We start from the raw sequence: 16,246 nt of genomic DNA on the forward strand, positions 1-16,246 counted from the left end.
TCAGGCGATGCTGACCACTTCGATCTTCACGGCACACTTCTTGAAATCGGTTTGCTTGGAGATCGGGTCGGTAGCGTCGAGGGTGACCTTGTTGATCAGTTTGTTGGCGTCGAAGAAGGGCACGAAGATCAGGCCCTTCGGTGGCTTGTTGCGTCCACGCGTTTCGATACGCGCCTGCATTTCACCCCGGCGGCTGATTACCTTGACCACACTGCCGCGGCGCGCCTTGAGGTCGCGAGCGTCTTCGGGGTGCATGTAGACCAGCGCATCGGGTACGGCGAGGTGAAGCTCGTCAACGCGCTGGGTCATGCTGCCGGTGTGCCAATGCTCCAGCACGCGGCCGGTGCTGAGCCAGAACGGATATTCTTCGTCGGGCATCTCCGCTGGCACCTCGTAAGGCAGCGCAAAGATGATCGCTTTCTTGTCCGGATAACCGTAGAACTGCACGCCTGCGCCTTTGGCAACATAAGGATCATGACCTTCACGGTAGCGCCAGCGTGTTTCCTTGCCGTCTACCACTGGCCAACGCAGGCCGCGCTCCTGGTGGTAAAGGTCGAAGTCGGCAAGATCATGGCCGTGACCGCGGCCGAACTGGGCGTATTCCTCGAACAGGCCTTTCTGGACATAGAAGCCGTAGGCCTCCGACTCCTGGTTGCGGTAGCCCTCTTCGATATCCGAGGTGGGGAATTTGTCGACCTGACCGTTCTTGAACAAGACTTCGAACAATGTCTTGCCCTTCAGGTCCGGGGCCTTGGCCAGCAGCTCGGCTGGCCAGACCTCATCGGTGGTGAAGCGTTTGGAAAACTCCATCAGTTGCCAGAGGTCGGAGCGTGCTTCGCCAGGCGGGCTGACCAGCTGGTGCCATAGGTGCGTGCGCCGCTCGGCGTTGCCGTAGGCGCCTTCCTTTTCCACCCACATCGCGGCGGGAAGAATGAGGTCTGCGGCCTGGGCCGAGACAGTGGGATACACGTCGGAAACCACGACGAAGGTTTCCGGGTTGCGCCAGCCAGGCAGCACTTCCTGCATGATGTTCGGGCCGGCCTGCATGTTATTGGTCGCCTGGGTCCAGTAGACCTTGAGATTGCCGTCTTTGAGTTCCCGGCTCTGTTGCACGGCGTGGTAGCCGGGCTTTTCCGGAATCGTGCCCTCGGGCAGTTTCCAGATTTTTTCGGTGACCGCGCGGTGCTTGGGATTGGTGACGACCATGTCCGCAGGCAGACGGTGCGAGAAGGTGCCGACCTCACGCGCCGTGCCGCAGGCAGAGGGTTGGCCGGTGAGCGAGAAGGGGCTGTTGCCGGGCTCGCTGATCTTGCCGGTCAGCAGGTGGATGTTGTAGATCATGTTGTTCGCCCAGACACCGCGGGTGTGCTGGTTGAAGCCCATGGTCCAGAACGACATGACCTTCACCTTCGGGTCGGCATAGAGTTCGGCCAGGGCTTTCAGGCGCTCGGCAGGCACGCCCGATTCCTTCGCCGCATGCTCCAGCGTGTAGGGCTTGAGGAACTCGGCATAGTCTTCGTAGCTGATATCGGTCCAACCGCCGGCGGCAGCGGCATTCTCCGCCTTCAGTTCACGGGGGTCGGTCGGGCGCAGGCCGTAGCCGATGTTGGTCGCGCCCTTGGCGAACTTGGTGTGGTTCTTGATGAAGTCCTGGTTGACCGCGCCGCTCTGGATGATGTAGTTGGCGATGTAGTTGAGGATCACCAGGTCCGTCTGCGGCGTGAACACCATCGGAATATCGGCCAGATCGAAGCTGCGGTGCTCGAAAGTCGACATCACCGCGACTTTTACATGTGGCGCGCTCAGGCGGCGGTCGGTTACCCGCGTCCAGAGCACCGGGTGCATCTCGGCCATGTTCGAGCCCCAGAGCACGAAGGCGTCGGCGGCTTCGATGTCGTCATAGCAGCCCATCGGCTCATCCATGCCGAAGGTGCGCATGAAGCCTACGGCAGCCGAGGCCATGCAGTGCCGGGCATTCGGGTCGAGGTTGTTGGACCTGAAGCCGGCCTTCATCAGCTTGCTGGCTGCATAGCCTTCCCAGACAGTCCACTGGCCGGAACCGAACATGCCGACAGCGCTGGGCCCGCTCTGCTTGAGGGCGGTCTTGTATTTCTCTTCCATGACGTCGAACGCCTGTTCCCAGCTGACGGGCTGGAACTCACCCTGCTTGTCGTACTGGCCATTCTTCATGCGCAGCAGTGGCTGGGTCAGGCGGTCGGTGCCGTACATGATCTTCGACAGGAAGTAGCCCTTGACGCAGTTGATGCCCCGGTTGACCTCGGCTTTGACATCGCCATGGGTAGCCACGACACGATCACCGGCGGTAGCGACCATCACGCCACAGCCTGTGCCGCAGAAGCGGCAAGGCGCCTTGCTCCACTTGAGGTTGGTGGCTTGGGGGTCGGTAAGCAGGTTGCTGGCGCTGGTTGCGATGGGCATGCCCGCCACGGATGCAGCGATGGCCGCGGCGTTGGCCTTGGCGAATTGGCGACGAGTGAGGCTCATTCAGGCTCTCCTTCATGGGTGAGGAGTTCGTGGTAGATCAGGGCAGCGTTGAGTACGCCGGGCATTTGCTGGATGTGGTTGATGGTGTCGAGGATGCGGCTTTCGTGTTCAGCTTCCAGGACCACAACCACTTTCCCGGCCGGGCTTTCCTGGTGCAGTTCAAGGGCAGGCAGCAACGCCAGGTTTCGTTTCACCGCTTCTAGCAACTCGGGGCGGCAATGGACGAGCAGGCTTGCGATGTGCAAGGCAGTGTTCATTTTTATGGGCTCCGCCGGCATCAATGGATGCGGCTAAGGGGAATAATTCAAGGTTTCCCCGGCGGGGGCTCGATGCCTAGCCAGGTGGGCCGGGAGGGCCGAAGATGACCAGCTGGCTGATCCAGACGATAAAGCCGTAGCCGGCAACGGAGACGATGCTCAACAGGGGGAACAGGAATACCAGCAGAAATACGAAAAGCCGCGTTTCCTGTGGTTTGCCAATTGACGCGAGATCGGTGTCGTTTGCCACTGCGGTCACCCTTGCTAACTTCCGACTGCTGTGCCTGAAGTCTAGGTAACAGGAGCAAGGTAATCAAAGCCATTCGTCCACAAAGCATAAGGTTATTACGGCCACTTTCACTTTCATTGATCTCACTCAAGTGAAGCTCAGTTGGCACAACCAAAACGCCGAACGGTCAGGCATGAATTTCGTTCCTGGCGCCGTTCAGGCATACCTTGCTTCAGGTAGTTGCGACGTGGCGGGGGACGATCGGGCCGGTGCCCGCTGTGGTAGCCTGCGCGCCTTTTTCCGCCTGCATGATGGCGATCGCCTGTTTGGTAGCAGCATGCCTCTCGATGTTTCGGTCCATGGCCATTTCAAGCGCGGCACGAATGCCTATCGCCGCGCAACGCTGGCGCTGTTCTGCGCCGGGTTCGCCACTTTCGCCATGCTGTACTGCGTGCAGCCACTGTTGCCACTGTTGGCCGCGCGGTTCGCTGTATCGGCTGCCAGCAGCAGCCTGGCGTTGTCCTTGACGACGTTGTCGCTGGCGCTCGCTCTGCTGGTGTCAGGTGCGCTTGCCGAGAGCTGGGGACGCAAGCCCGTCATGGTGGCTGCCCTGACTCTCGCGGTTATTCTCGGCTTGGCGTGCGCGTTGGCGCAGTCCTGGACGCTGCTGCTGGTGCTGCGCGCATTGCTGGGGCTCGCGCTCAGTGGACTGCCGGCATTGGCGATGGCGTATGTGGGGGAGGAGTTTGATCCCGAATCGTTGCCCGCAGCGATGGGGTTGTACATCGGCGGAACCGCACTGGGTGGGCTCTTGGGCAGGCTGTTATCAGGCTTGCTGAGTGACATCGGTGGTTGGCAGTTGGCGCTGGGTGGAATCGCTGCGCTGGGGCTGGCTGCCCTGGTTGCGTTCGGCTGGCTGCTCCCACCCTCGCGCCATTTCAAGGCACAACCGCTCACGTTGCGCGGGCTGATGGGAAACTTCGCAGAGCATCTTGGCAATCCGATCCTCCGTAACCTATTCCTGCAAGCGTTTTTGCTGATGGGAGGTTTCGTTGCCTTGTTCAACTACATCGGCTTTCGCCTGGCTGGGCCACCTTTTGGCCTGTCTTCGACCATCATTGGTCTGCTCTTTACGGTCTATCTGGCTGGGATATTCAGTGCCGGTTGGGCAGGGCGGCTGGTCCCGCGGCTGGGTGCGAGGAGGGTGCTGCAAGGCGGTGTTGGGCTGATGCTACTGGGTGTGGGGCTGTGTTCGACACCGTGGCTGTTCGCGATTGTGGTCGGGTTGGCGTTGTTCACGCTCGGCTTTTTTGCCGCGCACGCCGTCGCCAGCGGGCAGGTCGGTGTACATGCCAAGGGCGCCAAGGCGCAGGCCTCGGCGCTCTACCTGTGTGCCTATTATCTGGGTTCAAGCGTGGTGGGATATGCGGCGGGCTATGTGTGGGAGCATGCGGGATGGCTACCGCTGACGGCAGTGCTGGCTGCGCTGTTCGTGCTCGCTGCCTGGCGCGCCAGATGCCTGTAGGGCGCCGGTCGGTCAGTCGATTCGCTGTTCGCCGCTGTAAGCCAGCGTGGAACGGCAGCTGCGGCAGAAGTAGCGGCGCCCTTTGCGTACCAAGGCATGGCGCTGAGCCGTAAACGGAAAGTCCCGCTCAGGGCAGGCGCATCGATAGATGTAGGCGCTGGTTTGCCGACGGGAAATCGCATAGCTGTGGCAGCGATCAGCCGGGAGTTCGTATACGCCGCGCATGATCAGTTGCCATTCTTCGCCATGAGGCCGAATCCGACCGCCAAACATCTGATGAGCGACCAAGTGGGCCACTTCATGGGCCACGGTCTGCTTGAGAAAGTGCTCGCGGTTTTCCTGATACAGCTGAGGGTTGAAGCGCAGCAGATTCTGGTTCAGGTGGGCGACACCTGCTTTCTGACCGCGAAGCTTGAAGCTGATCTGCGGACGCTCGAAGCCTCGCTTGAAGAAATCCTCGGCCAGCTGGTAGCAGGTTTCGACACGGGCCTTAAGTCGCTCGGGCATCGGGAACTCCGGTTGCAGAGCGCGGCATTATGTCAAAGCGGGCCGAGGTGTTCGAGTCGATTCACTCATTGGGGCGTTCGTTGAAACGCCGCTCGTTATCCAGGCCACCTGGCTCTTCCTGTGGGCGGTTCTCTTCGAAGCCATAGCTCTGATTTTGCTCAACGTTTCGCTCGTAGTTCGGCTGGAGGAACTGCGACCAGAACAAAATCATGGACACCAGGATCGTTACCATCACCAGCAACGCCACAGCCCAGATCGAGCTGGCGTACAGAAAGCTCTGCGAACTGCGTTGGCGCATGAACGCCGGCAGGCCGGTGAATAACAGATAAGTCGAATAGATACCCGCAATCAGCAGGACCAGAGCGGCAAACCAGCGATTCGGATACAGCCCCGTCACACCGGCGAGCAAGAAGGGCGTGATTACATACGCGACGAAGCCGATGCACTGATTGATGTTCGGTCGCACGTCGAACGCGCGTGCCATCCAGCGGACAAAGAAACCCATGATCACGGTGCCGACGATGATGGTGACGTACAGCAGCAAACAGAGTTGCAAGGCACTGCCGAAGTTGAGCCGCACCCGTTCCGCCTCTACCAGGCTCCATCCCACGAACGTGACACCGATGAACAGGCACACAGCTGGAACAAGTGCCAGCAATAGCAGGTGCATAAGATAGTGAAGACTATGGGCATCTTCCTTTTGACGAATGGTTTCCCAGGCGCGGTCCGGCCGGGTGAACAAGCTGATGAATTCTGGGGTCATGGAGCCTCCTAATGCCAGGTGCTTGAACGCAGCTGTTGCTGTATAGACGCCCAAGCGCGATAGGGATTCAACACCACTATGTCGCAGGCAGCAGCGAGCCGGCGCGATGATCCTCACGCCGGCTCCGGCTCAATTGAAGTTATCGAACGTAGATCGGCCCGACGCCCATGCCCCACATGATCACCGACAGGGCAATGATCGCTACCAGGACCACCAGGCCAACGGCAAGCACCGAGCTGGAGAACAGGAAGCCTTCGTCCGAAGGAATGTTCATGAACGTAGGCAGGCCGACATACAGCAGGTAGGTGGTGTAACAGATCGCCGCCGTACCGACGAGCATGCCGAGCCAGATATGCGGGTAGAGCGCTGCCAGGCCTCCAACGAACAGCGGCGTGGCGGTATAGGCGGCAAATACCACACACTGGACCAGCGTGGGGCTGGCGTCGTAGGTGCGCGACATCCAGTGGATGAACGCGCCCATGACCGCTACACCTGCGAGCATGGCCAGGTAGGACAGTAGCGTCAGCTGGAGGGCGCTGCTCTCGGTAAGCTTGACCGCTTCGCCACCGCCGATGCTCCAGCCGACCTGGGTGGTGCCGATGAATGCCGATATGGCCGGTATCGCCGCCAGTGCCGCCACCTCTCCAAGATGCAGGCGGCCGACACCGCGTTCCTCACCGGTGATTTCCTGCCATTCCTGGCCAGGATGCGCAAAGAGTCCCCATACGTGATTGATCATGCCAGCGTCTCCTCTGTTTGGAGGGTCGCTTCGCCTGGCGTGCCGTCAATGCGACGGGCGTGCGACCTTAAGTCGCAGTATAGGGAGGCAGCGGCACGGCGCATCAGGTTGGTTAGAGTAAATGGAAGCTACCTCTTCATCGGTAATAGCGTTGCAGTATTTCCATCGCCAGGTTGATCGACTGGATGCGCGTTGTGCTGCCTCCGCGGTCGGGATGATGAATGCTGACCAACTGGCGGTAGCGACGCTTGATCATGGGCAAGCTCAGCGACGGCTCTTCCTGATCAAGCTCGAACAATTCCAGCGCGGCACGCTTCTGATCCGGGTCCGAGGCATCGCTGCTCTCGCCGATGAAATCGCCACGCATCCGCGCCCAGAAGCTCGCCAGCAACCGCTCGACTTCCGCTTCGTCGGTATCGCGCAGGTTCGTCATGTCCAGGTAGTACTCGCGCAATGGGTCGTTCTCGACAACACCGCAGTCGCCTGGAAGGTAGGGATGCAGCTGAACGCACAGCGGCGAGATCTGCAGGCTATGGCTGGTCTCGCCCCAGAGCTGATCGCGCAAGCGATACAGGGCGTTGAATACGAGAAAGTGGGTGCGAAACAGCACCAGCTTGTCGAGCAGCGGCAGGTTGGGGATATGCGTGCTATGTCGGGCCTTGAGCTGTTGGATGAGCTCGTATTCGCTGCAGCCTTCGGGCCGTTCGCGCAGCAGCATGAGGATCTGCTCGGCCAGGTCCATGTCGGGTTCGAGATCGTCGTTCATGCTGGCAAGCCTAGCACAGCGCCAGCACTGTAAGGGCTGGATGGACGGGGTGGGGCGCTGGCACTTTTTGCGCGTAAAATGCGCGCCTTTCGCATCTCACCGGACTCCAGACATGGGCAACCTCTCGGTCAACCAGAACAAACTGCAGAAGCGCCTGCGCCGCCTTGCCGGCGAGGCTGTCACCGATTTCAACATGATCGAGGATGGCGACAAGGTCATGGTCTGCCTGTCCGGCGGCAAAGACAGCTATACGATGCTCGACGTGCTGCTGTATCTGCAGAAGGTCGCCCCGATCAAGTTCGAGATCGTTGCCGTGAACATGGACCAGAAGCAACCTGGCTTTCCTGAGCACGTGCTGCCCGAATACCTGAAATCCATTGGCGTCGAGTATCACATCGTCGAAAAGGATACCTATTCGGTGGTCAAGGAAAAGATCCCGGAAGGCAAGACGACCTGCTCGCTGTGCTCGCGCCTGCGCCGCGGTACGCTCTATACCTTTGCCGATGAGATCGGCGCGACCAAGATGGCGCTCGGTCATCATCGCGACGACATTCTTGAAACCTTCTTTCTGAATATGTTCTACGGCGGCACCCTCAAGGCCATGCCACCGAAGCTGCTGTCCGATGACGGCCGCAACGTGGTGATTCGCCCGCTGGCCTACTGCAGCGAGGCTGACATCGAAGCCTATTCGCAGATGAAGGCCTTCCCGATCATCCCGTGCAATCTCTGTGGTTCGCAGGAAAACCTGCAGCGCCAAGTGGTCAAGGAAATGCTTCAGGAATGGGAGCGAAAGTCGCCCGGTCGCGTCGAGATCATGTTCCGAGCCCTGCAGAACGTGGTGCCGTCGCAACTCGCCGACCGCAACCTGTTCGACTTCACCAGCCTGCGCATCGATGACGCCGCTACGCCGCGCTTCCTCGATGTGATGAGCCTGTAGAAACGGCAAGCTGCAGATTTGGCGTTCCGGCTTGAAGCCTGACGCCTGAAGCTCTATGGTTAGCCCACTCCAGGAGTCGAACATGTTCGCCAGCCCAACATCAGTGTCCATCACCATCTCAGGCGCCCCCCGCGTCACGACGGAGTGCGGGCGGATGGTTGTGGCTGCCGGTTATTACTTTGGGTATTGGTTTAGCCACAGGCGCGCCTGATACCCCACAGGCGCCCTAGCAGCACAGGGTCGCCACCAGTCAGTTTTCGAACCCCCGGTCGGCCACCCGACCGGGGGTTTGTTTTTTCCAGCCTGAAAAGGCAACTCGAATAGAGGAAAACACCATGTACAGCTACCGCAATGAATACCGCACCTACCGCTATGACTGGCGATTTAGCCGTTTTAACTGCGTTACTCCGAAACCTCTAGACCGAACACTTCGCTAGCGCCGACGCGGCACAGATGCCGCGCCGGCCAAAAGGACGCCAGATCATGAATTCACCGCTCAACGCCCTAGCCTTAGACCAGTCGCCTGTTGGTTCTCCAACCAGACGCAGCGCTCAGCCGCTCCCCAGCCCCGCCTTGCTACGCCAACGCCTTCCGCTCAGTGCATCGCTCGCCAAACGCATCCAGACCGACCGTGATGCCATCCGGGCCGTACTCAATGGCGAGGACGCTCGTCTGCTCGTGGTGGTTGGCCCCTGTTCGCTGCATGATCCGCAATCGGCGTTGGATTACGCGGCGCGTCTGGCCGGGCTTGTGCCCCAGGTCAGCGATAAACTGCTGCTGGTAATGCGCGCCTATGTCGAGAAGCCGCGTACTACGGTGGGCTGGAAAGGACTGGTTTATGATCCGCAGCTCGATGGCACCGGTGACATGGCCCAGGGCCTGACCGTTGCGCGCCGCCTGATGCTGGACATCATCGAATGCGGCCTGCCGATCGCCACTGAGCTGCTGCAGCCACTTGCGGCAGGGTACTTCGATGACCTGCTGGGTTGGGCCGCTATCGGCGCGCGAACCAGCGAATCGCAAATCCATCGTGAGCTGGTCAGTGGGCTGGATCTGCCGGTGGGCTTCAAGAACGGTACTGATGGCAGTCTCGCGATCGCCTGCGATGCGATGCGCTCAGCCGCGCATCCGCATCAACACTTCGGCATTGATGACCTGGGCCACCCGGCGATGTTGAGTACGGCCGGTAATCCCGATACCCATCTGGTGCTGCGCGGTGGCCAGGGTGCTCCCAACCATGACGAGGCGAGCGTCGCCCGCGCCCGGGACACTCTGCTGGGACAGGGGATCGTCCCGCGGATCATGGTCGACTGCAGTCACGCCAACAGTGGCAAGGATCCGCTGCGTCAGCCCGCAGTGCTGCGGAGCGTGATCGAGCAGCGTCTGGCTGGCGACACGAGTCTGCGCGGGGTCATGCTTGAGAGCCACCTGTTCGATGGCTGCCAGCCGCTGACGCATGAGCTGCAATACGGCGTATCCATCACCGATGGCTGCCTTGGCTGGAGCGCGACCGAACAGACGCTACTTCAGGTTGCGGATCGTCTGCGCGGCTGAAGAGAGCGGCCCGGCTGCGATGGCCGGGCTTGCGGCACCGATTCGCCCCGGGCACCCTGTGCGGCTCGTTTCGAATGATGTTCAGGACCCGCATGCGCGACTACAAATGGCTGCACGAATACTGTCTCAATCGTTTCGGCTCCGCCGCGGCACTGGAGAGCCGTCTGCCGCGGCCCAACAGCCCTGATGAGCTTCGCGCCGTTCCGGATGATCGCTACCTTTCGCTGATCAGCCTGCGAATCTTCCGGGCCGGCCTCAAGCACAGCCTGGTCGATGCCAAGTGGCCGGCGTTCGAGGAAGTCTTCTTTCGTTTCGATCCGGACAAATTGGTGCTGATGGGCGGCGAGCATATCGAGCGATTGATGCAGGACACGCGCATCATCCGCCATCTGGGCAAGCTCAAGAGCGTGCCGCGCAACGCGCAGTTCGTGCTGGATGTCGCCAGGGAACATGGCAGCTTTGGCAACCTGATCGCCGACTGGCCGGTGACCGACATCGTCGGGTTGTGGCGGTACCTGGCCAAACAGGGATGTCAGCTTGGCGGGTTGTCGGCGCCGCGCCTCCTGCGCATGGCCGGCAAGGACACCTTTATCCCCAGCAATGACGTGGTGGCTGCGCTCAAGGCGCAAAAGGTGGTGGACAAGGTGCCTGCCAGCCAGCGCGACCAGGCTGCGGTGCAGGCCCTGTTCAATCAATGGCACAACGACAGTGGCCGACCCATGTCCCAGCTTTCGGCGATGCTTGCTTTCACGGTCAATCATTAACCGCACTTAATGCGGCGGTTTGGCGCAGCGCTGATGGCAGGGCCCCGGTGTAAAGTCCAGACATGACCATCGTCAAAGCCAAGCGTATCGAGACCATCACCTGGGTGCTCCTTGTCTGCATCCTGCTCGATGGCTTTGCCTGTAGCCTGAACCACGGCTCCCACCAGGGCTTGCTGTTGGCCCTGGGCGAGACCTCCTTCTGCACCACCGATGCGTCTTCGGCCGGCGATCAAGTGCTGGCCGCGGACGTTCATGAGCTGGCCCGGCAGTCCCTTGACTGCCCACTGTGCGGTTCAGTCTTTCTGGGCATCCTGGTGGTGCTCGCCCTGGGTTGGCTGAAGCGCAGCGCAGCGCTGCCACCAGCAAGACCAGCCCCGGACCCGCGCAGACCTCGGCGCCATTGGCCCGCGCTGAATCCCCACGCCCCCTGAACTCCTGGCCGGTTCATGGCGCCGTCTGCCCGCCGTGACGCTGCGGGTTGGACGGAAGACCGTCGGCAACCGACGGATCAGTCAATACAGGGGACTCAGCATGACGATGACAGAAAGATCGAACCGCACCGTCAGTCGCGTTGGCTTGCGGCTGCCTTTCCCGGACTACCCCAGCAACGCCTGCAGCTTCGTGCATCTGGATGCCAGGCTTCTGCCTTATTGGCACGCGTTGTTCGATGTATGTCCTCAACTACTCAAGTTCGACCCGCCAGATGGGATGAATGTGTTCCGCCAGTTCATGACCTGGGCCTACGGTTGTCAGGTGGCTCTCGGCTGGACCTTCCACCTCAGCGTTTGCCGCTGGCTCCTCGGGTCGGGCTACCGCGAGCTGATCGAATCGGACCATATAGAGGCCATGATGATCGCCGCCGCAGCGCGTTGGGTGGTCAGTGACGACAGCCCGGCGATTGGCATCGTGATCGGTTGGGGAGGCGACAACATTCATGTCTTCGATTGGAAACCTCAGCTACGCCAGCGCCCCCGTCCCTTGGCTGCGGAGCTGGAGGAACTGCCACCCGTACCCTGGGATTTCGCCTGGAGTCCACTCTCAACCACCAGCGGCACGGGCTTTCGACGGTGGTTAAGGGTGCCCTGAATGCGACGGTCCGCCGCAGTTCACGCCGGCCTTGCCAGGGCAGCGAGGCGGTGGCCGGCGGCGGCTGGCGACGGTGTGCTGGGGCAGCCTGTCGCAGTTGTCGCCGCAGTGGGCGCGCACGACACTTCAGTTGCCTCGGCCCTGAGCACAGCTTCCACGGGTGGGTCGAGACAGCAGAGTAATCCCGGCTCCCGAGCGGGGCCTCCAATCGCAGCATAGATCCCGTCGGGAAGCGCTGAGGCTGCGCAAAGCACCTCAATTACGGAGCAGGGGAGGCGGGCATGTTCAGGTCATCGCTGAAGCGGGACATCGTGCTGGTGATGCTGGCCAAGGTGGCGATCCTCATGATCATCAAAACCATCTGGTTCGATGCGCCCGGTGTTCCGGAAAGGGGGCCGGCGCAGGTTGCCGGCTATCTGCTTGATACACGGGATTCAGTCCCTCAGGGAGTACCGAGATGATCTCCGAAAGCGTTGTCGATCTATCACGTCTGCAGTTCGCCATGACGGCGATGTATCACTTTCTCTTCGTGCCCCTGACGCTGGGGCTGGCCTTCCTGCTGGCCATCATGGAGTCGGTCTACGTCATCACCGGCCGGCAGGTCTACAAGGACATGACCCAGTTCTGGGGCAAACTCTTCGGGATCAACTTTGCCCTCGGCGTCACCACCGGCCTGACCATGGAGTTCCAGTTCGGCACCAACTGGGCTTACTACAGCCACTACGTGGGCGACATCTTCGGCGCGCCGCTGGCGATCGAAGGGCTGATGGCGTTTTTCCTGGAGTCGACCTTCATCGGTCTGTTCTTCTTTGGCTGGGATCGGCTGAGCAGGATGCAGCATCTGGCCGTCACCTGGCTGGTGGCGCTCGGTTCGAACCTCTCGGCGCTGTGGATCCTGATCGCCAACGGCTGGATGCAGAATCCGGTCGGCTCGCAGTTCAACTTCGAGACCATGCGCATGGAGCTGGTGGACTTCGGTGCGCTGCTGTTCAACCCGGTGGCGCAGGTGAAGTTCGTGCATACGGTATCGGCCGGCTACGTGACGGGCGCGATATTCGTCCTGGCGATCTCTTCCTTCTACCTGCTGAAGAAGCGCGACCTTGGCTTTGCCCGGCGGTCATTCGCCATCGCGTCTGTGTTCGGCCTGGCCTCGACCCTCTCGGTGATCATCCTGGGGGACGAGTCGGGCTACGAGATTGGCGATGTGCAGAAGGTCAAGCTCGCCGCCATCGAGGCGGAGTGGGAAACCCACCCGGCACCGGCCGGCTTTACCCTGTTCGGCCTGCCAGACCAGCAGGCGCAGCGCACCGACTATGCGGTAAAGATCCCTTATGCACTGGGCCTGATTGCGACCCGCTCGCTGGACGAAGAGATCAAGGGCATCAAGGACCTGCTGATCGAGCACGAGCAGCGCATTCGCAACGGCATGCTTGCCTAAACGCGGCTGCAGACGCTGCGTGGCGGTGACAAGTCGCCGGAGAACATCGAGGCCTTCAACGAGGTCAAGCAGGACCTGGGCTATGGCCTGCTGCTCAAGCGCTACACCGATAACGTGGCGGACGCCAGCGACGAGCAGATCCGTCTTGCCGCGCTGGATACCATTCCGGATGTGTTCAGCCTGTTCTGGACCTTCCGCGCCATGGTCCTGGCCGGCTTCCTCATGCTGCTGCTGTTCGCCCTGGCCAGCTGGGCTTCGGTCAAGCGCAATGCAGAGAACAAACCCTGGTTGCTGAAGTTCGCGCTGTTCAGCCTGCCGTTGCCGTGGGTTGCCGCACAGACCGGCTGGTACGTCGCCGAGCACGGCCGCCAGCCCTGGTCGATCGCTGAGGTGCTGCCAACGCACCTGTCGACCTCGACCCTGGCAGCGGGGGATATGTGGGGTTCGCTGCTGGCCCTGGTGGGTTTCTATACGTTGCTGTTGGTAGTGGAGCTGTTCCTGATGATCCGCTTCGCCCGGCTGGGCCCGAGCAGCCTGCATACCGGGCGCTATCACTTCGAGCTGGAAGCGGCGGCCGCCAGCCACATGCGCAAGCTTCGCGAGGCTGTCGCCGCGCCGGCGCCAGAGAAAGATACCCCCACCGAACCTGCCCCCGTGTGAGGTAAAAGCGATGTTCGATTACGAGGTTCTCAAGCTGGTCTGGTGGGTGCTGATCGGTGTGCTGCTGATCGGCTTTGCCCTGACCGATGGCTTCGACATGGGTGCCATGGCGCTGATGCCCTTCGTCGGCAAGACCGACAACGAGCGGCGCGTGGCGATCAACACCATCGCCCCGCACTGGGACGGCAATCAGGTGTGGTTCATCACCGCAGGCGGTGCACTGTTCGCGGCCTGGCCGATGGTCTACGCGGTGGCCTTTTCCGGGCTCTACTGGGCGATGCTGCTGGTGCTGTTTGCACTGTTCTGTCGGCCGGTGGGCTTCGACTACCGCAGCAAGGTACAGGACCCACGCTGGCGCAGCGCCTGGGACTGGGCGCTGTTCGTCGGCGGGGCCGTCCCGGCGCTAGTATTCGGCGTGGCCTTTGGCAACCTGTTTCTCGGCCTGCCATTCCAGCTCGACGAGTCGATGCGTTCCAGCTACCACGGTTCGTTCTTCGCACTGCTCAATCCCTTCGCGCTGCTATGCGGCGTGGTCAGCCTGAGCATGCTCAGCGCCCATGGCGGTGCCTGGCTGATGATGCGCACCGAGGGCGCGCTGGGGGAGCGTTCACGCCTGGCGACCCGCCTCTGCGCGCTGGTATTTCTTGCCGGCTTCGTCGGTGCGGGGCTGTGGCTGACGTTTGGAGTCCAGGGCTTCAGCCAGCCGTGGGTGGCAGACCCAGGGGCGGCGCTCAATCCACTGCTGGACAAGCAGGTGATGCGCAACAACCCGGGTTGGTTGGCTAACTACGGCCTTTATCCCATCACCATGGTCGCGCCACTGACCGGTATCGTCGGTGCGTTGCTTGCATTGCTCGGCAGTGGCCGCAACAGAGGAGGGCTGAGCTTTCTCGGCAGCAGCCTGATGATCGTTGGCAGCCTCTGTACTGCGGGCTTAGCGCTGTTTCCCTTCGTCTTCCCGTCGAGCCTCGACCCGGCCTCCAGCCTGACGATCTGGGACGCGGTGTCCAGCCAAAAGACCCTGGGCATCATGTCCGTCGTGGCCTGCATCTTCGTGCCGCTGATCCTTTGCTACACGCTGTGGAGCTACGTGCGCATGTGGGGGCGACTGAACGACCGGACCATAGAAGCCAACCCGCACGGACTGTACTGAGCGAATGGTCGGGCGCTGCATGCGTCTGGCCTCGATCTGCCAACGGAGATAACGACATGTGGTATTTCACCTGGATCCTTGGGGTGCTGCTGGCGTGCAGCTTCGGCATCATCACTGCGCTCTGGTTCGAGGCGACCCAGGATCTGGACGCGGACCCGAACAGTGATCATTCAGGGCAGTAGCGTCCTGCATCGGCGAGCCAGCTACGCCGTCTCGCTGCTGTTGGCGGCGCCGCTGGCGCTGGTGTTGCTGATCCACCCGGCCGCCATGCTCGACGGACAGGGGGGCTACAGTCATTCACAACTGATGCTGGTGATGTGGGGTGTCTCAGCCGGCTTCGTCCATGGCGTCGGTTTCGTGCCGCAATGCTGGGCCGTGCGCTGGCTGCTCGGGCCGCTGCCGGCCTGGTTTCTGGCCTCGCTCGGTTACGCCATGCTGCTCAACGCCTGACCATCACGGTCGCGCCCAGCTGCCATGGGCAGAGAGGCGCGAGGTGGCACGTCTGGCCTTGGACAGGGTCAAAGGTTGCGTTCCGGTTTCGAGGGAGCCGCATGCACGACCGAATCCAGCAAGTGGCGCGCGAGTTGCGCAGGGCCGAGCGCATTCTGTTCATCACCGGCGCCGGCCTTTCTGCCGATTCAGGCCTGCCGACCTACCGCGGTGTCGGTGGGCTGTACAACCAGCCGACGGACGACGGAGTGCCGATCGAAGTCGCGCTGTCCGCTTCGATGATCAGGCACGATCCTGCTCTCTGCTGGAAATACCTCGCCGAGATCGGACGGGGCTGCCTCACAGGAGAGCCCAGCGCGGGGCACCTGGCGATTGCCGAACTGCAAAATCGAAAACCCGGCTGTTGGGTGCTGACCCAGAATGTCGACGGCTATCACCGGGCGGCGGGCAGCCCACCTGAGCGGCTGATTGAGATCCACGGCACGCTTGCACCTCTGTTCTGCATGGACTGCGGCCAGGAAAGCCATGACCTGGCGGGTCACCTGGCGCAGCCGCTGCCACCGCGCTGCTCCCGATGCAGTGGCGTGCTTCGGCCACCAGTGGTGCTGTTCGAGGAACTGCTGCCAAAGCAGGCGCTGCACTCTTTGCATGAGCAGATGCAGACAGGCTTCGATGCAGTGATCGCAGGGGGGACCTCGGCCAGTTTCGCCTATATCGCCGAGCCCTTGTTGCAGGTGCGAAACCGTGGCGGTTTTACGGCTCAGGTCGACCCTTGCGCCAGCGAACTGTCGCTTTTGGTTGACCTGCACATGGCTGGAAACGCGGCAGACGTTTTGCCGCACCTTGTTCGTCACATTTTCAACGATTGAATTTGCTCATCAAAGCGTCAGCGGGCATAGTTCCGCCACTTCGA

Annotated in this window: 18 protein-coding genes and 1 pseudogene; 12 read left to right on the plus strand and 7 right to left on the minus strand. The window is 61.4% G+C overall.

Features of this window, described 5'->3' with window-relative positions; genetic code table 11:
• The 3 genes from napA to AC4LFW_RS04305 all read right to left on the minus strand — a co-directional run bounded on the left by napA (position 1) and on the right by AC4LFW_RS04305 (position 3,012).
• Positions 1–2,505, minus strand: coding sequence for a nitrate reductase catalytic subunit NapA (gene napA / locus AC4LFW_RS04295; protein WP_491817983.1), 2,505 nt, complete (start codon positions 2,503–2,505; stop codon positions 1–3).
• Positions 2,502–2,762, minus strand: a complete 261-nt coding sequence (locus AC4LFW_RS04300; RefSeq protein WP_491817984.1) for a chaperone NapD — start codon at positions 2,760–2,762, stop codon at positions 2,502–2,504. The genes napA and AC4LFW_RS04300 overlap by 4 nt, the downstream gene beginning before the upstream one ends.
• 76 nt (positions 2,763–2,838) lie before the next feature.
• Positions 2,839–3,012: a nitrate reductase gene (locus tag AC4LFW_RS04305; RefSeq protein ID WP_491817985.1), complete on the minus strand. Its 174-nt coding sequence runs from the start codon at positions 3,010–3,012 to the stop codon at positions 2,839–2,841.
• A gap of 316 nt (positions 3,013–3,328) precedes the next feature.
• Between AC4LFW_RS04305 and AC4LFW_RS04310 the strand changes: the two genes are divergently transcribed.
• Positions 3,329–4,516, plus strand: a complete 1,188-nt coding sequence (locus AC4LFW_RS04310) for an MFS transporter (RefSeq protein ID WP_491820123.1) — start codon at positions 3,329–3,331, stop codon at positions 4,514–4,516.
• A gap of 12 nt (positions 4,517–4,528) precedes the next feature.
• Here AC4LFW_RS04310 and AC4LFW_RS04315 read toward each other — a convergent pair whose 3' ends face one another.
• The 4 genes from AC4LFW_RS04315 to AC4LFW_RS04330 form a co-directional block, all read right to left on the minus strand.
• Positions 4,529–5,023 carry a SprT family zinc-dependent metalloprotease gene (locus AC4LFW_RS04315; RefSeq protein ID WP_491817986.1) on the minus strand — a complete coding sequence of 165 codons (495 nt, stop codon included), beginning with the start codon at positions 5,021–5,023 and terminating at the stop codon, positions 4,529–4,531.
• A gap of 61 nt (positions 5,024–5,084) precedes the next feature.
• On the minus strand, positions 5,085–5,786 hold the full coding sequence (locus tag AC4LFW_RS04320) for a Yip1 family protein (RefSeq protein ID WP_491817987.1): 702 nt from the start codon (positions 5,784–5,786) through the stop codon (positions 5,085–5,087).
• 139 nt (positions 5,787–5,925) lie between these two features.
• Positions 5,926–6,525 carry a Yip1 family protein gene (locus AC4LFW_RS04325; RefSeq protein WP_491817988.1) on the minus strand — a complete coding sequence of 200 codons (600 nt, stop codon included), beginning with the start codon at positions 6,523–6,525 and terminating at the stop codon, positions 5,926–5,928.
• 136 nt (positions 6,526–6,661) lie between these two features.
• On the minus strand, positions 6,662–7,291 hold the full coding sequence (locus AC4LFW_RS04330) for a DNA-J related domain-containing protein (protein WP_491817989.1): 630 nt from the start codon (positions 7,289–7,291) through the stop codon (positions 6,662–6,664).
• Between the two features lie 112 nt (positions 7,292–7,403).
• Here AC4LFW_RS04330 and ttcA point away from each other — a divergent pair, with 112 nt between their 5' ends.
• The 11 genes and pseudogenes from ttcA (at position 7,404) to AC4LFW_RS04385 (ending at position 16,202) form a co-directional block, all read left to right on the plus strand.
• Positions 7,404–8,228: a tRNA 2-thiocytidine(32) synthetase TtcA gene (gene ttcA / locus AC4LFW_RS04335; RefSeq protein ID WP_491817990.1), complete on the plus strand. Its 825-nt coding sequence runs from the start codon at positions 7,404–7,406 to the stop codon at positions 8,226–8,228.
• Between the two features lie 483 nt (positions 8,229–8,711).
• Positions 8,712–9,782 carry a 3-deoxy-7-phosphoheptulonate synthase gene (locus tag AC4LFW_RS04340; RefSeq protein WP_491817991.1) on the plus strand — a complete coding sequence of 357 codons (1,071 nt, stop codon included), beginning with the start codon at positions 8,712–8,714 and terminating at the stop codon, positions 9,780–9,782.
• 92 nt (positions 9,783–9,874) lie between these two features.
• Positions 9,875–10,546: a DNA-3-methyladenine glycosylase I gene (locus AC4LFW_RS04345; RefSeq protein ID WP_491817992.1), complete on the plus strand. Its 672-nt coding sequence runs from the start codon at positions 9,875–9,877 to the stop codon at positions 10,544–10,546.
• 62 nt (positions 10,547–10,608) lie between these two features.
• Positions 10,609–10,977 carry a DUF2946 family protein gene (locus tag AC4LFW_RS04350; protein ID WP_491817993.1) on the plus strand — a complete coding sequence of 123 codons (369 nt, stop codon included), beginning with the start codon at positions 10,609–10,611 and terminating at the stop codon, positions 10,975–10,977.
• A 100-nt stretch (positions 10,978–11,077) separates the two neighbouring features.
• On the plus strand, positions 11,078–11,632 hold the full coding sequence (locus AC4LFW_RS04355) for a putative natural product biosynthesis protein (protein ID WP_491817994.1): 555 nt from the start codon (positions 11,078–11,080) through the stop codon (positions 11,630–11,632).
• Positions 11,633–11,913: 281 nt separating this feature from the next.
• Entirely contained in the window at positions 11,914–12,093 is a 180-nt protein-coding gene (gene cydP / locus AC4LFW_RS04360) for a cytochrome oxidase putative small subunit CydP (RefSeq protein WP_491817995.1), read from the plus strand.
• Positions 12,090–13,730: pseudogene (locus AC4LFW_RS04365) on the plus strand (cytochrome ubiquinol oxidase subunit I). Before cydP ends, AC4LFW_RS04365 begins: the two are co-directional and overlap by 4 nt.
• A 10-nt stretch (positions 13,731–13,740) precedes the next feature.
• Positions 13,741–14,883 (plus strand): cytochrome d ubiquinol oxidase subunit II, encoded by a 1,143-nt coding sequence (gene cydB / locus AC4LFW_RS04370; protein WP_491817996.1) that lies wholly within the window; start codon positions 13,741–13,743, stop codon positions 14,881–14,883.
• A 56-nt stretch (positions 14,884–14,939) separates the two neighbouring features.
• On the plus strand, positions 14,940–15,065 hold the full coding sequence (gene cydX, locus AC4LFW_RS04375) for a cytochrome bd-I oxidase subunit CydX (RefSeq protein ID WP_491817997.1): 126 nt from the start codon (positions 14,940–14,942) through the stop codon (positions 15,063–15,065).
• On the plus strand, positions 15,046–15,333 hold the full coding sequence (locus AC4LFW_RS04380) for a cyd operon YbgE family protein (protein ID WP_491817998.1): 288 nt from the start codon (positions 15,046–15,048) through the stop codon (positions 15,331–15,333). The genes cydX and AC4LFW_RS04380 overlap by 20 nt, the downstream gene beginning before the upstream one ends.
• 101 nt (positions 15,334–15,434) lie before the next feature.
• Positions 15,435–16,202, plus strand: coding sequence for an NAD-dependent protein deacylase (locus AC4LFW_RS04385; RefSeq protein WP_491817999.1), 768 nt, complete (start codon positions 15,435–15,437; stop codon positions 16,200–16,202).
• The last annotated feature ends 44 nt before the right edge of the window (positions 16,203–16,246 follow it).

Source organism: Stutzerimonas sp. C6.4V, assembly GCF_058536345.1.